This window comes from Streptomyces stoeckheimensis, from assembly GCF_045822005.1.
Classification (GTDB): Bacteria; Actinomycetota; Actinomycetes; order Streptomycetales; family Streptomycetaceae; genus Streptomyces; species Streptomyces stoeckheimensis.
Genome location: NZ_CP169550.1, coordinates 8099737 through 8118737 on the forward strand (window position 1 = coordinate 8099737; position 19001 = coordinate 8118737).

The window sequence follows — 19001 nt, forward strand, 5'->3', positions numbered from 1 at the left end:
CTCTTCCAACCCCAGGCTGGCGCAAGGTGAAGCGCGAGGATGGCCTGGACGATGCCGGTGATGCGGGTGGTGCTGCAGCGGAGTTTCAGGCTTGGCGCCTCCTGCGGGATACTGCGCCGGTTGACCGGCGCGACCTCACCGGCCTGGCGCACCGCGTGAGTGGCGGGGAACGGACGCTCGGCGCGGTGCTGGTCCGGCTGGAGGAGCGGGAACGAGAGCTCAGCGAGCAGGCCGAGACGGTGCGGGAGCAGATCACGCGGCTGACCGCGCAGCTCGGCGAACTCGGCCGGGCCGCCGAGGAGGTACGTATCACCCGCAAGACCCTGTTGGGGCTGCCCGACCCGCAACCGCCCGCGCCGCCGACACCGAAGTTGGCGGACCATCCGGCCTACCAGCAGATCATGGCGGTGTTCGCCGAGGCCGACCATCCGCTGCGGGCGCGGCAGATCTGCGAGGCGATGGATCTGACGACCGCGTCCAACAACATCAACAACGTCCGCCTGAAACTCAAGCGGCTGACCGGCCGCGGAATCCTGGCCGAGACCGAGCCGGGCTTGTTCACCCAGCCGCGCCCATAGCCCACCGACGTCGCCACGACCTGCCCGCACCCTCAGGACGAAACGAAGAATCGGATATCAGCTCTCATACCGCCCTCTTAACTTCGTGGCATTGGCCGAGCATCTGCCGGTGGCAGTAGCTCTCCGGCCGACCGCCCTGGCTCTCCGGCCAGGGCGGCGCCGGCAACAACTCGCGCGCCACCTGTCACTCCCCGTCGCACACGTCCGACGGGGAGACCCGTTCCCGGTCGGGGTGGCCGACCGTGTTCCCGAACTCGTGACCGTGACCTCAGGGCCTCCTGGAACGCTCCTGGCTTCAGCAACCTCGAGCTACTCAGGAGGCCCTGCCTTCATGCGACCCGTCGGCCGAGATCGCCCGGCCAGGCTTCTCACTCGATCAGAACACCCTCGTGATCGACGGAACGGCTTCTCAGCGATACGTTCAGGCGAGGTGTCGATCCGGTTGGCTGGTGCGCAGCACCGTGTGGATCGAGTTGGCGTCCAGGAGGAATACGACGGTGTGCGTCCCGTCAGCCAACAGGTGGGCGCGCAGCTGGTCGCGGGCGTCGGCGATGGTCGCCTTGCTGGCCAGCCCCCACACGATCAGGCAGCTGAACGGCGAGCCCGCGCGCAGCTGCTCTTCAGACAGCTCGTAACCGGCCTGAACCAGGGCGGCATGGCGGTTGTGCTGGAACAGCTCGCGGAAGGCGTCGTCGGTGGCGAGAAGGTCGAGCAGCCGATCGACGACCTTCGGCGGGATCCGCAGCTTGGTGTCATGCACGGTTGATGACATGGTGTTCCCCCAGACAAGTAAGTGCGGCGCGTCAGTTCTGGCGCAGTACCGCGTGCATCGCCCCGCCTTCGAGGGCATGCGGGTTGGTGTGGCTGGCACTTGACGTCAGGTGCGCTTTGAGTGCTTCGCGTGCGGCGGCGATGTCGCTCCTGCTCGCCAGCTTGTCCACGGACAAACAGCTGAACGGCCGGGTCGCGCGCTGCTGCTCATCGGACAGCTTGCAACCGGCCTGGACCAAGGCCGCGTGGCGGTTGTGCGTGAACAGCGGGCGGAAGCGATCGTTTGTGCTCAGCAGATCAAGCGCCGATCGACGACGTCAGCTGGAAGGTGCAGCTTCTCGTTCCCCAGTGCCTGAGTCTGCATGGTAAAAAACCATAGCTGACCATCGTGTGGCACGGGAGCCTTTCCGTGGCGCCGCCGATACCGGGTCCCGCACTCTGGATCCGCCGTCTGCCGAACGGATCCCGATGCGTGTTCGCCGTTGTGCCGTGCTGTTTCTGGAGCCACGCGAAGATGTGGAATTCGACTTGGAATCGCTGCTGACCGGCGGTGCCGGTCTGAGTCGCACCCGGCGCTGGCTCGCCTTGGCCGCGCATCTCGACGCGGAGGTCGAGGTCGACGCGCCGCACCGCGAGTTGCTCGGCCGGCTGAGCCCCGGCGAATGGCATGAGACCGACTCACTGGACGCCGAAGAATCAGCCCTGGTGGCCGAGCTGATCGATAGCGGCCTGGTGATCGCCGACGACGAACGTCATACCGCTCATCGCGAACGCGACGACGTACTACGCGCCGGTCATTGGTGGCCGCCCGCAGCGATGTTCCACCGGCTCGCGCGATGGGAGGGCCTGGACAGCGTCAGCAGCATGGAAGCCAACGAGATGACCACCGCCGCAGATCTGCGGCGCAAGCTCGGCCCGCCGCCCACGCACGCGCTTGAGCGCAGGGACACCTCGGACCGGGTGCCGTTGCCGCGCGTCGAGGGCAACGAGTTCGATGCGATGCTGGCGCGGCGTGCGACCTGCCGCAACTTCGACGGCGAGCGGGCGTTGCCGCTGGCCTCGTGCGCGCACATGCTGCAACGCGTGTTCGCCGCACAGTCGCAGGTGCGAGTCGACGACGAGACCGTGTTCCTGAAGAAGCACACGCCTTCCGGAGGTGGTCTGCATCCGACGGAGGCCTACCTGATCGTGCAGAACGTCGACGGTATCGCGCCCGGGCTGTATCACTACCACGCGGTCGATCACGCTCTGGAGCGCTTGCCCGCCCCGGACGAACCACTGGAGCAGTTCGCGCGCCGTGCCCTGGCCGGTCAGCACTGGTTCTCCAACGCACCCGTGCTGGCGGTCCTGGCGCCGCGTTATGCGCGCAGCTTCTGGAAGTACCGTCAGCATGCCAAGGCCTACCGCGCCCTGGTGCTCGACAGCGGGCACCTGTCCCAGACCTTGTACCTGAGTGCGACCGAACTCGGCCTCGGCGCCTTCGTGACCTCGGCGATCAACGAGATCGACATCGAGCACGGCTTCGGCCTGGACCCGCTGGCCGAAGGCCCGCTGGCTATCTGCGGGTTCGGCTGGCGCGCACACAAGATGACCGCCAGCGAATTCGATCCAGCCCAGGAGGTCTGGCTGCGAACGGCGGACACAGCCGAAGACAGCTGAGTCCACCTGCCCACCCTTGAGGGAGCCGAAGCGGACCTCGCGCTGCTCGCCGAATTCGCCGACGCGCTCGACCGCGAGGCCGGCCCGCGGCCCCGGCTCGGAGTTCGAGGCGTTCACGGAGGCGCTGGGACGAACTCGGGAGAGTGCCCTACTACTCGTGGATGCCCGAGGATGACGAGGCCACCGTCGCCCGCTGCGTGCGGGCAGCACTTTCGACGGTCCTGCGTTCCTCCTTCGAGGGCCCGCGCGGCGCCGCCGACCACGAGACGCTGTCCAACGTGTTGCGTTACGCCGAGAGCTGGGAGAGCGTCGAGGCGGAGCAGGACGAGGAGGCGGCCAAGCGCCCGCTGTCAAGCATGGTGCGCACGGTGCCGACAAGGACAGCGCCGTCGTCAGCATCGCCTACGAGCGGCAACGGCGACCAGCGGCGCGAGAGTTCGACGCGCCCTCCCCCTCGCTGCCATCCTCATCTGGACCTGGACCTGGAGCGGAGGCGTTCGAAGGGTTGGTCAGGCCACCCCATGGACGACGAGCCGGTTCTGCTCTCCGCCAAAGACGCCGGCCAGGACGTCGGCCTCCTGCCGGTGCCCGCCGAAGAGACCCCGTTGGCCGCCGTACACGATCAGGATGTCGCGGCCGTCGATCACCTCAGAGACGCCCCGGATCTCGATCGTGTCCGACCACGCGTCCAGGTTCCTGCCGAACCACACCGGCGGCCCGCCCGGCTCGCTCACCGCGTCCCAGGAGTCGTTGAGTGTCTCAAGCAGCCAGGCGCGCAGGTCAACGATCAGCTCGCTGTCCGTCATCAGCCCGGTCGAAGAGACGGGCGGTAGGCGGCCTCATCCGCGATCTTGCCGGTCGGCGGGTACGGGTCGCCCCTGCCGGGGTTCCCGAGCGGAGAGGTAGCGTCCGCCGACGGAGTCGCCCTACTGTCGGAACGACGCAGTTCGTCCCGTCCGACCGGCCCCATCCAAGGAAGTGCACCGATGCGCAAGCTCCGTACCTCCCTCGCTCTATTCGCCCTCGGCGCCGCCCTTCTGATCGGCGCCGCCGCTCAGCTCGCATCCGGTCCGGCCGCCTCCTCGGGCACCGTGGTTGCGATGAACAAGGCGGACCTGGTCGGCGCCTAAGCCGTCACCTGGACAGGAACCCGGCAAGCTGAGCGCGGTACCCGGCCTGAGTGGCCGGGTACCGCGCTCCTTGTCGTGACGAGGGCGGGAGAAACCGTGGGAGGGCGGGCGCCGATCGGCGAGTGGGTGGCTGCTGTGATCCAGGGGCGATGAGGCTCGGGTAATCGCGAGCGAAATGCGGCCCCTCCTGGACCAGACCGCCCGTGCCGGCGCCACCACCTGGGCGCTGATCGGCAAGCGCCTGCCGGGGACGCCGGGGATGCACCGCGCCGACCAGTGCGTGATCTTGTGGCTGGTCGACGAGGACCGCCAGAAGGGTGAGCCTCTGTTGTCGGCGCTCGTCACGGTCGGGGACCGTCAGATGCACCCCAAGTTCCCGGCTGTCGCCGAACAGCTCGGAGAGCCTGCCGCCCGTGCTGACGCCTAGTAGGGCTTTGTTACGTGCTGTCGTAAGCCTGTCTTGGGGTGGGTTGTCGGCAGGTGGGGCAGGTGCCGGTCCAGGTGGCGATGAGGTGTTGGATGAGGTCCAGGGCCTGGTAGAGCGTCAGGCCCTGGCAGGGACTTTTGGGGTCCTCCGCTGTTCGGTGAGGAAGAGGTGGGCGGCGGTGACGAGGGTGACGTGGCGGTGCCAGCCGGTGAACGAGCGGCCTTCGAAGTGGTCCAGGCCCAGGGCGGTTTTCTGCTCGCGGTAATCGTGCTCGATCCGCCAGCGGGTCTTCGCGAGACGGACCAGATCCTTCGCCGGGATGTCGGCGGGCAGGTTGGAGATCCAGTACCTCACCGGCTCTGCCTCGCCCTCGGGCCACTGTGCGATCAGCCAGGTCAGGGGGATCGTCCCGTCAGCGGCGGGTTTGGGCCGGCGGCCCGCGAGGCGGACCCGCAGGAGTACGAAGTGCGAGCTCATCGCCGCTTTCGATCCCTTGCGCCAGGTCTTGGGGGATGAGTACGTTCATGTGACGACCAACATCAGCCCGGACGTTGACGGTGGGGCGATCGACTTCTTCTTCACGAACACGGTTGCTGCGGTGGTCGACCCTGCAACAGACACGGTGCTGCTCGAAATTGCATAGTCGGTCTGAACCTCCATCTGCGAGCCCACCCAGGCGACAACTTCAGGTTCGCATCCAGATCAAGAGGGACGCCGCAGTAACGCCCCCGAGGTAGACGTAGCCTCTCTTGTCATAGCGTGTGGCCACGGCTCTGAACTGTTTCAGCTTGTTCACGGCCTGCTCCACGGTGTTGCGCTTCTTGTACCGGGCTGTGTCGAAACCTGGCGGCCGCCCACCACGCGACCCTCTGCGTCGACGCGCCGATTGGCTGTCGCTCTTCTCCGGGATCACATGCCGAAGACCGCGCCGACGCAGGTAGGCGCGGATGATGCCGTTGCTGTATGCCTGGTCCGCGCTGACGCTGTCCGGGGCGCATCGGGGACGTCCGCTCCCGACGCGGGGTACGCGAACCTTGTCCATGACTGCCTCGAATTGAGTGCAGTCTGCCCGCTGGCCTGGAGTGATGACCAATGACAGCGGGCGGCACTTGCCGTCGGCCGCCAAGTGAATCTTCGTCGTCAGCCCGCCCCGGGAGCGGCCAAGGCCTTCGTCGGCGACTTCAGGTGCATGTGCGCGTGCACATGAACTGATCTTTGGCCGGCCCCCTTTGAGTGGTTCGGCGGCGCTTTCGGGGATCCTGCAGCATGGTGATGGGCGCGGACGGAGGTCGAGTCGACGTTGATGTCCCAGTCGATATCCCCTGCCTCGTCGGCGACAGCCTGAACGTGCTGGAGCAGTCTCTCCCATGTGCCGTCGGCTTCATCGTCAACGAAAGCGGCGTGGCCAACCCCGCCGGCTAGTGCTGCTCCGTGGAAGTTCGTGGGGGCAGGCGTGCCGACACGGGGCGAGTTGCTCAACCTGCTCGGGACGATGGCTGAAGCCGAGGCAGACCCGGCGCGGCGCGAGTTCGTGGAAGCGTTCCCAGAGCACTTCGGACTCCTTGAGGACACGAGCTTTTCGGGCAGATAGGTGGAAGGGCGTGGCGTCTGGGTGAACCCTGCCCTGGCTCTGCACGCAGGCCCGTCCGCGCAACGTGACACTCTCCAGCAGGGCCCGTTGATCATTACCTCACGGCGAATAGGTTCGCCCGGGCCCGGCCGCGGGCATTCCCGCGGTTGGTAGATGGTCCCGAGCCGGAGGTAGACCGCCCGTGGCGGTGAACGGAAACCCCACCGTCAGAAGACGCCGGCTGGGCGGGGAGCTGCGCTGGCTCCGCCAGGCCTGTGGCCTGACGAGTACGCAGGTGGCCGAGCAGCTGTTGATCTCCCAGCCCAAGATCAGCCTCTTGGAGAACGGCCGCCGCGCCATCAAGCCCCGTGATGTGCGGGACCTGTGCGGCCTGTACGGGGTCACCGACCCGCAGGTCGTCGACGCGTTGATGCGGCAGGCCAGGGAATCGGACCGGCAGGGCTGGTGGGTCGCCTTCGGCGAAGTCCCGTACGCCGTCTACATCGGCCTGGAGACGGAAGCCGCCTCCATCCGCTCCTACGAGCCCCTGGTGATCCCCGGCCTGCTGCAAACGCCCGCCTACGCCCGGGCCGTCATCGAGGAAACGATCCCTCTGGCCACGGCTGAACAGATCGCCACGCGCCTTGAGGTCCGGCTGCGCCGCCAGCACCGGGCCCACCACCCGGCCCGCCCGTTCCGCTTATGGGTCGTCCTGGACGAATCAGCACTGCGCCGCGTGGTCGGCACCCCAGAGATCATGCGCGAACAGCTTGCCTACCTGAACCACCTCGGCGCGCAGCCGCACATCACCGTGCAGGTGCTCCCGCATGACGTAGGAGCCCACCCGGGCGTCTCGGGACAGTTCTCGATCCTCCACTTCACGGCGGACGCCGCTGGGGCGGGGACGGTCTATCTGGAGCGGTTCACCAGTGACCTGTACCTGGAGAAACGATCCGACGTGCAGCACTACAGCGCCATGCACGACCACCTTCAGGCCCAGGCCCTGAACCCGGACAGCACCCGCCACTTCATCACCCGTGCCGCCGAGGAGCTCGCGGCCGCCACATAGCTGCCCGGCCGGCCGTGATCGCCGCGCCAGCCGCAGGTCACCGCGTCGCGTACAGCCGCTCGCGCAGATACAGCAGGGCGGCGGTGTCCGCGACGGCGGCCAGATCGGCAAGCAGGGTGCGGATCGCCGCGTCGTCGCCGTCGCGGACCGCCCGCACGATCTGCTCGACCGTCTCGCGTACGGACGGATCGATGCCTGCCGGACCGGCCGTGGCCCAACCCTGACCAGCCGGTCCGGCGGCCTCGCCCGGCCAGGCACCCGCTCGGGCGCCTGGCACTGCCGTCATGTCATCCCCAACGGATCGCACTGCTCACAGGTCACGACCGCCGCGAGGCCCGGACATGAGCCCGCGGGGGGCAGGCCGCCCGCCCGCACCCCGCGGCCCCGGCGTGGCCCGGCGGGCAGGGCCCGGCTTCAGTCCCTTCTCCCGCCGGAACGCGGTCGGCCGCGTAGTGCGGGCAGGACAGGCGGTGCCACGTCACCGTGAGGTGATCCCCGGTCGCGGCGATGGTGCGGGCCTGGCCGTCGGCCGGTCCTGCTGTGCAGTGGGGGCACACGAGGTAGTTGGAGGTGGGCACCGCGGTCGGCCGGGGAGAGGCAGCGGCCGAAGGGGGGTGCCGTTAACGAGCGACGAACCAGGTTCCAAGCAACTCGCGAGTAGGCGATTCGGCAGGTGGCGGAGCTCGTCATCCTCGGCGGGCCCGGTGAACTCCTTGCCGGCCGACGGGCCCGGGCGGCACCCTCGTCGCGTTCCTCGGCCGTGACCGGAGCGAGGAAGGCCATCAGGTGGGCGGGCGGCCGCGTCTGCTGGGACGCCCAGACGGGGGAGGCGCTTGCTCCGTTGAGCGAGGCCGTTAGGCCGGACCGGACCGGGAGTGGTCGGCTGGCTCCAGCGCCGGACCACCGGATGAGTGCTTCCCGGCGTACAAGGAGGAGCACCCGATGTTCTGGCAGTGGTTCCGATGCAACGGCCCGGTCGCCCTTCAACGAAGGTCACGACCCGACCTTTCGCCCGGTCATTCCCACCCCCTCCCGCAGCCGGGGCGCTTCCGCAGGACGCGGCTCGGGCTGTGGGCACTGCTGCTGGCGGCACTCATGCCGGCCCTGCCGGCAGCAGGCGCCCAGGCCGTCCCCCGTCACCCCACGTCGTCCGAGGCGCTCCACGACGCCGGGAACCCCCCGCAGGGCGGGACCGAAGACCGGCTCGGCCGTCCGACGACCACGCCTCTCGGGTCGTTCGGCGGCATCCGCTACGTCCAGTACGACGGTGTGTTCGAAGGTCGGACGTCCACTGGCCGGTTCCGGGTGCCCTACCGGATCAGCGCTCCGGCCGAACCGCACCGCTCCAACGGCACCGTGCTCGTGGAGCCGCCGCACTTCGGGGTGGGCCTCGGCGCGCTCAACGTCTACCTCGGCAGGGATTTCCTGTTCCGCCGCGGATTCGTACACGCCGGCGTCGGCTGGAGCACGCTCGGTAACCGCATCCTCGACCCGTCCGTCCCGGGCACGTTCATCGAGGGAGGAATCGAGGAGGATGGAGCGAGGGTCGACGACGAGATCATCACCGACTTCGCCAAGGCTCTCTCCTCCGGCGGCCGCTCGATGGTCGGAAAAGTGTCCCGGAAGTACGTCACGGGCTTTTCCGACAGCTCGTACCCGATCCTCCGCCTGGTCCATGCCGGTGCCGCCGCGGGCGTGTTCGACCTGGCCGTGCCGATCACCACGGAGGGCTTCGACCCGCAGGCCGACCTGGTGGCCGGCCGTTTCGACGGCAAGATCGTCATCGTGAACTCGGAAGCTGACGACTCCACGAACCTGACCGACCGAGGCGTCGCCCTGAACCGCTACCGCTTCTACGTCGTCGCGGGCAGTCCGCACGTCCCGGATCCGCTGGAGGCGCCGCTGGACGTGCCGTTCCCGGTGAGGCAGACGACACCGGCTTCCTTCGTACCCGCGCTGCGCGCGCATTTCCTCCAGGGGCACGACTGGGTCCGTAAGGGTTCGCAGCCGCCGACGAGCACGCAGCTGCGCACCCAGGACGGCATCATCGTCCGCGACCCCATCGGCAACGCGATCACCGAGGACCGCACCGGCCGCCCGGTGCCCCGGCTGCCGTTCGTCGAACTCGGCGAGGCGCGCTTCGTCTCCGGCTTCGTCGGCAGCTACGACAACGTGCGCACCGTGCAGCAGCTCGGCTTCAGCTCCCACGAGGCCTACGCCAAGGCCTTCGCCGTCGAAGTCCGCGAGTACCAGAAGGCTCGCTACATCCTGCCGGAGGACGCCGCCGACATGCGCCGGCGGGCACAGCTGTGCCCGCCGCTGACGTTCACCGAGACCTACCGCGACCACTACACCGAATTCGTCGCGATCCAGCCCTGCGCGGCCGCGGCCCAGTGAGCCCCGGCCGCGTTCCACCCGGCCGGTGATGCATACGGTGTCCGCCCGTCCGCCCACCGGCGCTCTACCGCCGCCCCCGTCTGTCCGCCAGGACCGTACGGGGGCGGCTGCCGTTTCCGTGCCGGGGAAGGGCGCGCCGCCAACTGCTTGGAGGGCCGGTAGGACACGGCCCCCGGTCGGCGACAGGGTGCTGTGTCGTCGCCATCCCGTCGTCAGCGCCCGGGCCACGGTGCGGGGTCCGGGAACTTCACCGGCTTGGAGGGCCCGCCAACACTTCAGGCATCTGCGACAGACCGGTGCTCTCCGCACCTAATGGGTTGTCCCGTAAAGGATCTCCAGTGGGCGAGCTCGGTCCGGGCGTGCCGTGCCCAGCGTGCGCGCTCTGCTCGTGGTTGTGCCGTTTCAGGCACGCCCGGGGAAGTCAGGCGTGTTCCGCGTAGGGCGAGGCGGGGTCAAGCAGGTCGCCGAATCGCCGTGGGTCGCCGTCGAACTGGCAGTCATCGCGGTCATCCGCCCGCAGGCGTACCCGTCGAGTGGCTACAGGCCCGGCGCTGGCCTCGGCTGCTCGGCAAGCCTGGTGAGGCCGTGGTCCAGGCGGCGAAAGTATGTTGCGCGGCTCAGGTGCAGGCGGTGCGCCACGCCCACGTGGTCAGACCGACGGCGCACGTGATAGGAGTCCAGGATCCGGCCCGCCTGAGTGGTTGGCGGGTGGTCGGAGGTGATCAGGCTGCCGATCGCGTCAAGCAGCGTTCTGTGCAGCTCCTGCGCGGTCGGGTTCGCGGCCCAGCCCAGCAGGGGGCTCCGGGCCAGGCGGGTGAGGTCGTGGAGGCAGTCCAGAGCCTTGCGGACCTCCCCCACGCACCATCGCAGATCCTGCGCGACAGACCCGGCCAGGCCGGTGGCGGCGATGCGGCCGAGCCACGCGGCCAGGCCGTCCGAGCTGGTGGACGCCAGTTCGTGGATCTCCGCGGACTGTCCGCCGTCGGACGGCTCGTGATGTGCCGCGCCGACGAAGCCGAAGCCGAGCCTGGGCATCAGTTGTTGATACTCCGGTGACGGAGTGGCCACCACCAGCCGCCGCTGCCCGATGCCGTCGAGCAGGATCCGGCGCAGCAGCGCGGCGTGCGCGTCAGGGTGTCCGTCCTCGCATGCCGCCATCCCGATGAACGCTCCGCCGGACCCGCCGGCTAGCCAGTTGGTGTGCTGGCGGGTCATCGGCTCGATCACGGCCACGGACCGGTCGGTGAGCAACGGTGTGTAGCTCATGCCGACCGGCCGGTCGTCCGGGTCACACACCACGCGGAATCCGTCAGGGGTGTTCCGGAGCCAGCCATCGAGCAGCAGGTTGGTGCGGGTAACGCTGTGGCCACCGCGGCGTGCCCATTGATGGGCCAGCGCGGCTATCCGTTCGTGGTCGTCGGGCCGGGCCTGCCGGACGGACGGCGCGTTCGGAAGGGGCGGAAACAGGGTGCGCCGGACGACCGGGTCGTCGGTCAGGAACAGCGAATGCTCCGCCAGCGCCCGCCGGCGGGTGTCGTCGGCGGTCGCGCCCAACAAGCGGAGGTTGCGGGAGGCAGCCAGTGAGATCGTGGCATGGTGGGCGATCGGCCGGTCGCCAGCGGTACCGGAGGTCCAGGAGAGTCCGGAACGGCTCGGCTACCGCCGGACCGCACTCGGTCACTGTGATCAGCGCACCGTCGCAGAGCGCTGCAAACCAGTCCGGTCCCTCCGGAGGCGCGACCAGTTCGGTCAGCAGTTCTTCGTCTCCCCGCCCCACGGCGGCCAGCGCATCCAGTACGTCGGACAAGTGGCGGTCGACCGGGACGTCGCCCAGGATCTCGCGCAGCGCCCGGTCGGCGACGGCTCCCGGCACATCCGGCGGTGTGGGCGCGAGCAGCGCCCGGCTCAGCCCGCCCGCGACCAGGGGCAATCCGCCGGCCAGCGCGACCACCAGGTCAAGCCCGGCCGTGACGCCGAGTGCGACCGCCAAGTCGCGGATCTCCAGGTCCGTCCATCTCGGAACGAGCACGGTGGACGTGTCGGGTAACGGGTTCCTGCTCGCCAGGACGACGTGCGCCTCTGCCCCGGCCCGGCGCAGTTCGTGCCGCAGGATCCCTCTGAACCCCGGCGTGTCGGCGTCGTCGATGTACACGACAGGTCGCGCGGTGTCGGAGGTCTGACGCAGGGCGGCCCTCAGGTCAACCCGTCGGGCGCTGACGACGGGCCGCCCGTCAGCGAGTCGGGCCAGGAGGGTGGTCTTCCCGGACCCGAGGGGTCCGACGACGTCGATGACGGTGGCCTGGTCCGCCATCGCGAGAAGCTCAAGTACTTGGTCTCGAACAGCCGCTTGCGCGGCGTTGGGTAACGCGGCCTCGGATGATGCTCTTCTCATGTTGCGATCCCCAGCCCCTGGTCACCTATACCGCGCCCACTGAGCTACTGGCCGAGGTCCGAGCGGACGATTATCTCGGTTGAGTGCCCCTGGCAAAAGACTGCCCCGGGAGAGCAGGAGATCTCCCGGGGCAGTCTTTCGATCGCAGATGCGTCAGTCACATATGTAGACGTGCACCACAGTCCCGTCGGAGTACCGGATCCACCCGCCGTACCGGCAGCCGCCCGCCTGAGCCGCCTGCGCAGCGTTCTGGTCGGCGGCCAGTACAACCTTCCCCGACGAAGTATCGGCCGACGCGGGCGCCGCCGAGGCCGGGACCGCCGCCAACAGCAACGCGCCCAGCCCCACCGCACTGCTGATCAGGCCATTACGAATCGATCGAACCATAATTCCCCCTCAATACCCTGTACATCCAGACGGGTTGACGTCTGATGCACGTCAGAGTCGGACGCCAACGACGTTACGACCGGGAACGCCCCCCGGAGTCTCACGAAAGTCTCAAAGCGACAGCCACGACCAGTCGCGGCGACGGTGATCAGGGACGGGGAACAACTCGCCGTACGCTGCCGCAGCACGTGGCGGCCGGCCTCGATCGCCTGCAGGGCCTGATCGTGATGACCGGAATGCGGCGACGCGATGTAGACGATGTCCACGTCGTCGTCGGCGAGAAGCTCCTCGTAGTTGCCGTAGGCCGCCGGGATGCCGTACCGGTCCGCGAAGGTGCGGGCCCGCTCGGCGTCGCGCGATCCGACCGCCACCACACGCTGCCGGTTGTAGGCTTGCAGCGCCTCGACGAAATGGCCCGCTATCCCTCCCGGGGCTACCACTCCCCGGTTCAGGGCTGGCGCTTCTTTGGGGGAAGGCGTCCGCGGCGCGGGCAGCAGGAGGGGTGCGCTCTCGTTCGAGCCGGCGGTGGGCTGATGAGTGTGGGACATAACGGTCCTGTCGATCTCGTAGGAATGCGTTGCACGCAAGATCTGAGGACGCCGCGCGTTTTGCTGGAATTCCGCAGGGACGGCGCGTTTCCCGCTCTGAGCCGGAGAAGTGGCGTCATCCGAACAGCTCGCTGCGCGACGCCGCAACGTGAAGCAGCGACGCGGAAAGTAGCATCGTGACGCACCAAACGAAGGCGGCGCTGCGGGCAGGGATCGCATATCGCGGGTGGCCCTCCGAGAACACCGCCACCTCAGGAGCGTGTCCGCTGGTCAAAGGGCGGTGTCCCGATGACCCCCACTCGTCGGCGTCGGACGGACCGGCGCAACGCTCATGAGTCATGAGCAGTTCCCGCCGACGGACGCGCCTTTTTGCCTGGGCTTGCGCTTCGCGCTCAGAGCGCCGTGAAAGCCCAGATCCGGTCCGCGGTTTCCTCATGCTTCCGCTGAATGAGGACCGATCCGGAGGCGGCCTTGCCGTTTCCGTCGAGGCGCCACGCAGGCCCGTAGTGCGGTTGGCCATCGTGAAGAGGCCGTCCCCTGCGGCTTCGATCGTCCACTGGTGGCTGGCGCCCCCGTTCCAGGCCGCTTGCTTCACGATAGAGTCAGCAGCTACACCCATGCTGACCAGGGGAAACGGCAGTTGGTGCCGTCCTCTGGCGGCGCCTGGTCCGGATATGGTCCGGATCTTGGTGCGGCCCGGTCTCCGCGATTCGCGAGGGCGGCCTGGACCCGCAGTGGAAGCCCCTCCTGAAGAACAACGCCGGTGTCAACGTCAGCCCGCGCTTTTCCGTCTACGTCTCCGGTCACGCCTCCTTCGGTGGCGCCTGGGCGGGAATCATGAAGCGCTACTTCGGCAGCGGCACCATCGCCTTCGACCTCACCGCCGACGGACTCAACGCACCGTTCAAGCAGCGCCACTTCACCAGCTTCGGCGCCGCGGCCAAGGAGGATGCCGACAGCCGCATCTGGCTCGGGGCCCACTACCCGTGGGACGCTACCGACGGCAATCCTCGGGGACCACGTCGCTGGCCAGGTCTTCACCTCCAAGCTACGCACCCTGTGAGGTGAAGTGATGTGAGGCCACGCGGCCCGGCCGGGGAGTGCCTGGCCGCACGGCCGCCGCCCCCCAAGGCGGTGGCCGTGCGCAGGGGGACGCGATAGCGCCGCTGTCGTGTCCCCGCAGGCGTCCTCCGCGTCTACGGGGCCGGTGACCGGCACTCCGTCTCGAACGCGCGCAGGACGGAGGTCGGAGCTCTGCGCGTCGGCGTTTTGCGAGAGGGCTCCGGCCCGGCCTGGGTAATCCGTTCCGGCTCGGGGACTGGGAGCCCGGGAAGGGCGGCACCTCGCGCGGGCTGCACCGCGCCGGGACCACTTCCCACTGGGAGAGTAGGACCAGGGCTCAAGGAGGGGAAGAACGACCGCTCCGCCGGCTGCGACAAGGTGAGGTCGGCTCAGCGGGAGGGCCTCGTTCTGCGCCGCCCGCGCCCTGTCGGCCCTGCGGGTGGCATTACCTGGGCGGCCCATCTCCAGGCGGGGATGAGAGTGGTGTCGAAGGTGGCGTCGGCGTTCTCGACCGCTAGCTGGGCGAGTCGAAGGTTGTGGGCGCGTGCGTAGGAGCGCAGGGCGACGAACGCGTCGTCCACGGAGCACTGTCAGCGCTCCGCGAGGATCCCCTTGGCCCGTTCGAGGATGATGCGGCTGGGCAGTCCGTACTGGAGCTGGGGGACACCGGCTTCCACACCGCGCGCAGCTCGCGCCAGGACATCTCCTCGGCGCTGGCGTACAGCAGGGGCGGCAGGGCTACGAGGCCGGCGACGACCGGCAACGAGGGTGCGGGTATGCGCCAGCGCCGAGCACCGGTCGCCACGTGAGTGGCGAGGACGACAAGAAACAAGACCGTACCGACGCTGCGCAAGTCCATGTGGGACTGGGCCTTCATCCGGTGCGGAGATGTCGCCGAGACCGGATGGGCAGCGCCAGCGCATGATGATCGGTTCAGTCGGTGATTGAGCAGCAGGGACTGTCGTCAGCGACTCATCGGCCGGGACCTTCGGCCCAGATGAGGTCCTGAGGGACCCTCTCCTGTCGGGCACCGCGGTGACAGCGTGGAGCCGTCCCCAAGGAGCAGTCAGCGTGGAGGAACCATGGAAAGCAACCGTGGCGGTCCGGTACTCGGATCGGTCATCGTCGGTGTCGACGGGTCCGAGCCGGCCCGATGGGCGGCGCTCTGGGCCTCGGACGAGGCCGCCCGGCGCAGGTGCCCCCTGCACATCGTGTTCGGGTCCGACATCGACGGCCGCGTCCTCGATCTCTCGGACGAGGACCTGGAACGGGTCAGTACCGAAGGTCGTGAACTGCTCGAAGGTACCGCGCAGGCTGCGCAGGCCCGGCATCCCGCGCTCTCCGTCACGACGGAGCTCAGCCGCAGCGGACCTGCCATGAGCCTGCGCCGGGCCGCAAGCAGCAGCGGCACCCTCGTCGTTGGCCATCGGGGTCCGGGCGGATTCAGCGCATTGACCCTGGGCTCGGTCGGGCTCAAGATCGCGGCGGAGGCCCGCACGCCAGTGGTCGTCGTCCGGGGGAGCGAGGAGGAGGCCGGGCACGACGTCGTGCTGGCCGGCGTCCGTGACGAGCGCGACCTCGATTGCGTGCGCCATGCGGCGCGGGCGGCCGAGCTGCGCAAGGCCACACTGCGACTGCTGCATGTCCGGAGCATCGTGCAGTCCGTCGGCTCGGCGGTGAGAGAACTCAAGGGCCTGAACGAGGGCGTCGGCCATCACGAGCAGTCGAGTCTGGCGTTCGTCGCGGAGCAGATCCGGAACGAATTCCCCTCTCTGACCGTACGGGCCGACTCCGAGGAGAGCGTGTCCGCGGCCGGGGTGCTGGTGGAGGCGTCCCGTCACGCGGATCTGCTGGTCATCGGCGGGCGCCGGAAGCCCGGATACATCGGCCGAACCCTGGGGCGCGTGACGCACAGCCTCGTGCACCATGCGCACTGCCCCGTCGAACTCATCCCCCGCCACGGCGACGAAAGCAGGAGTGAGGCGTCATGACGACGAGCGAAGTCGGTGAGATCCTCGTACGCATCGACCCTTCGGAGAACTGGTACGTGGTCTTGGCGCGGGCAGCCGCCGAGGCCGAGAAGCGCGGGCTCGGGCTTCGGCTCGTCCTGCCCGCAGCCCCTCAGGCGGATCCGCACCGTGCTGACGGGAGGCCGGGCGCCGACAGCAGCTGCCGGGGCCAGCGTCCCCGGAATGCGGATGGGTGGGGTGAGGAAGGCGCGCGCCGAGCCGAAGACGGCGAGGACTGCCTCCAGTAGCAGGCCGTATGCGTGGAGCCCGGCCGGGCTGCATCGCCTGGCCGGGCTGCATCCGCCTGGCCGCTGAGCGTTGCGACCGAGCAAGGGGCGGGTCCATTCTGCTGTGCGGAGTGGTGTGGGGGTGCTGGAGCGTGTTCGAGTTCCTGCGCCGAGATTTCGGTGGCAGTGACCGGACTTCCTGTTCCTTCTGTGTCGATCTTGGGGTGACGTCTTATCAACCAGGCCGTGTAGTCGTCCGTGTTCCCCGCGTGCTGTGTTGTCGCACGTGTCCGGGGGCGGACGTCGCGCTGGCCTGAGTTGCGTCACCCCTCCCCGCAGTTTTCCTTCCCGGGTGCAGCTCTGCCGTCTGCCCCGGGTTCCGTGTTTTCCGGCCCCGGTGCGGCTGTCGGCAAGGCTCCCCGATTCCTTTGGATCAGGAGTTCCCGTCTTGTCTTCCTCCGCGCTCGGCAACGAGCCAGAGCACATCACCACCCAGACCCTGACCCACCCATCACCTGGACCCTCGAAGATGACCATGGGGGCCTGGATCGCCCTCCGGGTGCTGCTGACCGCCGAGCTGATGAACATGCTCGACCAGTCGGTCGTCCTGACCGCGCTGCCGGCCATCCAGGAGTCGACCGGTGCCGGACCGGTCGCGGTGCAGTGGCTGACCACCGCCTATTCCCTGCCCATCGCCGTCGGACTGATCACCGGCGGACGGCTAGGTGACATCTACGGCCGCCGCAGGATCCTGCTCATCGGCACCGTCGTGTTCACCGCCGCCTCGCTGCTGTCCGGCCTGGCCATCGTCCTGATCCTCTTCCCGCTCACCGAGGGCCACGCCCAGGGGAGGCCGCCGTGGTGCTTCGTCATGCTCGCCGTCGGAGTCCTGGTCCTCGGTGTCTGCCTGCGCCACCAGCGGCGCAGGCAGGGCAACGCCCCGATGGTGACCCTGTCCCTCTTCCGGGTCAGGCAGTTCTCCGGGGGCATGGCCGCGGACCTGACGCACGGCCTGCTGTGCGGCCTGTTCTTCATGACCTGGACGCTGTACCTGCAGCGCGGACTGGGACTGAGCCCGCTGGAGGCGGCCGTGGCCTTCGTGCTGCTCTCCGTGGGAGAACTGGGCGGCGCGACCGTCGCGGCGAAGACCGCCGGACGTTTCGCCCGCCGTCTGCCGCAGGCCGGAGCCCTCATCGCGACCGCTGCGATGGTCACCTACGGGCTCCAGATCGGCAGCCACCAGGCCGACCTGACCCTGCTGGCGATGACCCCTCCGGTGGTGCTGATCGGCTTCGGCCTGGGCATGGTCTCCGGCCCGCTCGCCGATCTGTCGCTGGCCAGGGTCCCGCCCGAGGACGCAGGCTCGGCCTCGGGCTTGTTCAACACCGCCATTCACCTGGGCATCGCGCTGGGCACCGCGCTCACCTCCGTGGTGTTCTTCGCCGTCACCGGCGGCTCTCCCGACGGCGCGGTCAACCGCAACGCTTTCGTCGCCGTGCTGTGGTGGGTCGGCGGCCTCCTCGCCCTGATGTGGGCCCTGATGTTCTGCCTGCCCAAGCAGGCCGACAACCAGGCCGACTGAGCCACCCCCAGGTCCCGGCCGGCACGTCGGCCGGGACCTGGGCCCTCAGCCGTCCTCGACGTTCCCGCCCTCGGCGGCATCGGGATCGGGGAACGGGCGCAGCTGAACCTGGCAGACCCCGTGCCACCCGCATCACTGCGGATGCTGCCTGTTTCCCGGGACTCAGGGGTGCGGTACGACCGCGACCGGGGCCGTGGAGTGGTGGAGCACGGCGTGGGCGACCGGGCCGAGGTGGGTGCCGATGGCCGAGCGGCGGATCCGTCGGCCGACGACGACCAGCGAGGCGTCCGCCGAAGCCTCGATGAGATGTCCGGCGGCCTGCCCCACGGAGCATTCCTCTTCGACGCGAACCTGGGGGTACTTGCCGCGCCAAGGCCGCAGTGCGTCGCCGAGCGCGGTTGCCGTGCCGGCCGCCATGCCGTCCCGCACCTCGGGGGCGAACAGCGCCGGGTCGAAGGAGAAGGCGGGCGGCGTGTTCCAACTGTGGATCACACGCAGCGGGGCTCGCCGCGAGGACGCTGCGTCGAAGGCGTAGTCGAGGAGGTTATCGCACGGGCGGGAGAGGTCCAGCCCGAGCACAACCGGCCGGTAGGCGCCTTCCTGTGGCCCGTTGCCGACGGGTATCGGCAGATAGGCGGTGTCCGTCCAGGCGCCGGGCCGCACGACCACAACGGGGCGCTCGGCGTGGGCGAGTACGGCCTGGGACACGGATCCGACGAGGAAACCCGCCATCGCCGCCAGCCCGCGCGAGCCCAGTACCAAGAGTTCGGCCTCCTGCGCGGCAGCGGCCAGGACGGTCAGGGGCCGGCCGTCCACTTGCTCCGTGGTGATCTCCAGATCGGGGTGCCGCCCGGCCAACTCCTGCGCCACCTCCCGCGGAATGCGCTCGCCCCAGTACTGAGGGGACGGCGTGGCTGCGGTCTGCGACGCGTAGCCGTACGACGGGATCCACTCCTCCACCGCGTGCAGCAGCTTGAGCGGGAGCCGGCGACGCCGGGCCTCGCGGGCGGCCCACTCGGCGGCTGCCAGGGATGCGGGGGACCCGTCGAGGCCCGCGATGACCGTACGTGACATGGTGTCTCCTCCAGAAGCGTGAAGGGCAGGGCGACGACCGCCGTCGGCGGTGTGTGTCCCACCCTTCCGCGTCGGGCCGTATGGGGGGATGGTCCAGGTGGCCCGTTGGCCGGGCCGAA

General features: G+C 69.1%; 17 protein-coding genes and 3 pseudogenes. 10 read left to right on the top strand and 10 right to left on the bottom strand.

The window, feature by feature from the left end; genetic code table 11:
• Window positions 1–26: 26 nt before the first annotated feature.
• Window positions 27–578, top strand: coding sequence for a hypothetical protein (locus ACE1OC_RS36780; RefSeq protein WP_407840641.1), 552 nt, complete (start codon window positions 27–29; stop codon window positions 576–578).
• 421 nt (window positions 579–999) lie between these two features.
• On the opposite strand, the gene ACE1OC_RS36785 is transcribed toward ACE1OC_RS36780, so the two are convergent.
• Both ACE1OC_RS36785 and ACE1OC_RS36790 read right to left on the bottom strand, forming a co-directional pair.
• Window positions 1000–1338: an NHLP-related RiPP peptide gene (locus tag ACE1OC_RS36785; RefSeq protein ID WP_407840642.1), complete on the bottom strand. Its 339-nt coding sequence runs from the start codon at window positions 1336–1338 to the stop codon at window positions 1000–1002.
• 43 nt (window positions 1339–1381) lie between these two features.
• Entirely contained in the window at window positions 1382–1645 is a 264-nt protein-coding gene (locus tag ACE1OC_RS36790; RefSeq protein WP_407841796.1) for an NHLP-related RiPP peptide, read from the bottom strand.
• A gap of 172 nt (window positions 1646–1817) precedes the next feature.
• Here ACE1OC_RS36790 and ACE1OC_RS36795 point away from each other — a divergent pair, with 172 nt between their 5' ends.
• Window positions 1818–3008 (top strand): putative peptide maturation dehydrogenase, encoded by a 1191-nt coding sequence (locus ACE1OC_RS36795; RefSeq protein ID WP_407840643.1) that lies wholly within the window; start codon window positions 1818–1820, stop codon window positions 3006–3008.
• A gap of 509 nt (window positions 3009–3517) precedes the next feature.
• On the opposite strand, the gene ACE1OC_RS36800 is transcribed toward ACE1OC_RS36795, so the two are convergent.
• Window positions 3518–3814, bottom strand: coding sequence for a hypothetical protein (locus ACE1OC_RS36800; RefSeq protein ID WP_407840644.1), 297 nt, complete (start codon window positions 3812–3814; stop codon window positions 3518–3520).
• Between the two features lie 180 nt (window positions 3815–3994).
• Between ACE1OC_RS36800 and ACE1OC_RS36805 the strand changes: the two genes are divergently transcribed.
• A complete protein-coding gene (locus ACE1OC_RS36805; RefSeq protein WP_407840645.1) occupies window positions 3995–4138 on the top strand; it encodes a hypothetical protein in 144 nt (47 codons plus the stop codon).
• Window positions 4139–4313: 175 nt separating this feature from the next.
• The gene (locus ACE1OC_RS36810) at window positions 4314–4565 is read left to right on the top strand and encodes a hypothetical protein (protein WP_407840646.1); all 252 of its coding nucleotides are present in this window, start codon (window positions 4314–4316) and stop codon (window positions 4563–4565) included.
• A 117-nt stretch (window positions 4566–4682) separates the two neighbouring features.
• Here ACE1OC_RS36810 and ACE1OC_RS36815 read toward each other — a convergent pair.
• Window positions 4683–5069 (bottom strand): annotated as a pseudogene (locus ACE1OC_RS36815) (transposase); the annotation flags it as partial.
• Between the two features lie 181 nt (window positions 5070–5250).
• Window positions 5251–5945, bottom strand: a pseudogene (locus ACE1OC_RS36820) (IS5 family transposase); the annotation flags it as partial.
• A gap of 392 nt (window positions 5946–6337) precedes the next feature.
• Here ACE1OC_RS36820 and ACE1OC_RS36825 point away from each other — a divergent pair.
• On the top strand, window positions 6338–7204 hold the full coding sequence (locus ACE1OC_RS36825) for a helix-turn-helix domain-containing protein (protein WP_407840647.1): 867 nt from the start codon (window positions 6338–6340) through the stop codon (window positions 7202–7204).
• Between the two features lie 37 nt (window positions 7205–7241).
• Here the strand turns inward: ACE1OC_RS36825 and ACE1OC_RS36830 are convergent, their stop codons facing one another.
• Complete coding sequence (locus tag ACE1OC_RS36830; RefSeq protein ID WP_407840648.1) at window positions 7242–7490, bottom strand: hypothetical protein; 249 nt, start codon at window positions 7488–7490, stop codon at window positions 7242–7244.
• A gap of 656 nt (window positions 7491–8146) precedes the next feature.
• Here ACE1OC_RS36830 and ACE1OC_RS36835 point away from each other — a divergent pair.
• A complete protein-coding gene (locus ACE1OC_RS36835) occupies window positions 8147–9601 on the top strand; it encodes an alpha/beta hydrolase domain-containing protein (RefSeq protein ID WP_407840649.1) in 1455 nt (484 codons plus the stop codon).
• Window positions 9602–10138: 537 nt separating this feature from the next.
• Here the strand turns inward: ACE1OC_RS36835 and ACE1OC_RS36840 are convergent.
• The gene (locus ACE1OC_RS36840; RefSeq protein ID WP_407840650.1) at window positions 10139–11155 is read right to left on the bottom strand and encodes a hypothetical protein; all 1017 of its coding nucleotides are present in this window, start codon (window positions 11153–11155) and stop codon (window positions 10139–10141) included.
• Window positions 11156–12352: 1197 nt separating this feature from the next.
• On the bottom strand, window positions 12353–12928 hold the full coding sequence (locus tag ACE1OC_RS36845) for a Gfo/Idh/MocA family protein (RefSeq protein ID WP_407840651.1): 576 nt from the start codon (window positions 12926–12928) through the stop codon (window positions 12353–12355).
• A gap of 837 nt (window positions 12929–13765) precedes the next feature.
• On the opposite strand from ACE1OC_RS36845, the gene ACE1OC_RS36850 reads away from it, so the two are divergent.
• A complete protein-coding gene (locus ACE1OC_RS36850; protein WP_407840652.1) occupies window positions 13766–13996 on the top strand; it encodes a hypothetical protein in 231 nt (76 codons plus the stop codon).
• Between the two features lie 658 nt (window positions 13997–14654).
• Here the strand turns inward: ACE1OC_RS36850 and ACE1OC_RS36855 are convergent.
• Window positions 14655–14849 (bottom strand): annotated as a pseudogene (locus tag ACE1OC_RS36855) (Na+/H+ antiporter); the annotation flags it as partial.
• A gap of 223 nt (window positions 14850–15072) precedes the next feature.
• Between ACE1OC_RS36855 and ACE1OC_RS36860 the strand changes: the two are divergent.
• The 3 genes from ACE1OC_RS36860 (at window position 15073) to ACE1OC_RS36870 (ending at window position 17808) form a co-directional block, all read left to right on the top strand.
• Window positions 15073–15981 carry a universal stress protein gene (locus ACE1OC_RS36860; protein ID WP_407840653.1) on the top strand — a complete coding sequence of 303 codons (909 nt, stop codon included), beginning with the start codon at window positions 15073–15075 and terminating at the stop codon, window positions 15979–15981.
• A complete protein-coding gene (locus ACE1OC_RS36865) occupies window positions 15978–16247 on the top strand; it encodes a hypothetical protein (RefSeq protein ID WP_407840654.1) in 270 nt (89 codons plus the stop codon). Before ACE1OC_RS36860 ends, ACE1OC_RS36865 begins: the two co-directional genes overlap by 4 nt.
• A 427-nt stretch (window positions 16248–16674) precedes the next feature.
• Window positions 16675–17808 carry an MFS transporter gene (locus ACE1OC_RS36870; RefSeq protein WP_407840655.1) on the top strand — a complete coding sequence of 378 codons (1134 nt, stop codon included), beginning with the start codon at window positions 16675–16677 and terminating at the stop codon, window positions 17806–17808.
• 162 nt (window positions 17809–17970) lie between these two features.
• Here the strand turns inward: ACE1OC_RS36870 and ACE1OC_RS36875 are convergent, their stop codons facing one another.
• The gene (locus tag ACE1OC_RS36875) at window positions 17971–18882 is read right to left on the bottom strand and encodes a universal stress protein (protein WP_407840656.1); all 912 of its coding nucleotides are present in this window, start codon (window positions 18880–18882) and stop codon (window positions 17971–17973) included.
• Window positions 18883–19001: the final 119 nt, after the last annotated feature.

What these genes read in the sequence shown, in the direction of transcription:
- ACE1OC_RS36805 (WP_407840645.1), top strand. Translation starts at nt 3,995, where the DNA reads ATGCGCAAGCTCCGTACCTCCCTCGCTCTATTCGCCCTCGGCGCCGCC.
- ACE1OC_RS36810 (WP_407840646.1), top strand. Translation starts at nt 4,314, where the DNA reads ATGCGGCCCCTCCTGGACCAGACCGCCCGTGCCGGCGCCACCACCTGG.
- ACE1OC_RS36875 (WP_407840656.1), bottom strand. Translation starts at nt 18,882, where the DNA reads ATGTCACGTACGGTCATCGCGGGCCTCGACGGGTCCCCCGCATCCCTG.
- ACE1OC_RS36865 (WP_407840654.1), top strand. Translation starts at nt 15,978, where the DNA reads ATGACGACGAGCGAAGTCGGTGAGATCCTCGTACGCATCGACCCTTCG.
- ACE1OC_RS36800 (WP_407840644.1), bottom strand. Translation starts at nt 3,814, where the DNA reads ATGACGGACAGCGAGCTGATCGTTGACCTGCGCGCCTGGCTGCTTGAG.
- ACE1OC_RS36845 (WP_407840651.1), bottom strand. Translation starts at nt 12,928, where the DNA reads ATGTCCCACACTCATCAGCCCACCGCCGGCTCGAACGAGAGCGCACCC.
- ACE1OC_RS36850 (WP_407840652.1), top strand. Translation starts at nt 13,766, where the DNA reads ATGAAGCGCTACTTCGGCAGCGGCACCATCGCCTTCGACCTCACCGCC.
- ACE1OC_RS36830 (WP_407840648.1), bottom strand. Translation starts at nt 7,490, where the DNA reads ATGACGGCAGTGCCAGGCGCCCGAGCGGGTGCCTGGCCGGGCGAGGCC.
- ACE1OC_RS36835 (WP_407840649.1), top strand. Translation starts at nt 8,147, where the DNA reads ATGTTCTGGCAGTGGTTCCGATGCAACGGCCCGGTCGCCCTTCAACGA.
- ACE1OC_RS36795 (WP_407840643.1), top strand. Translation starts at nt 1,818, where the DNA reads ATGCGTGTTCGCCGTTGTGCCGTGCTGTTTCTGGAGCCACGCGAAGAT.
- ACE1OC_RS36860 (WP_407840653.1), top strand. Translation starts at nt 15,073, where the DNA reads ATGGAAAGCAACCGTGGCGGTCCGGTACTCGGATCGGTCATCGTCGGT.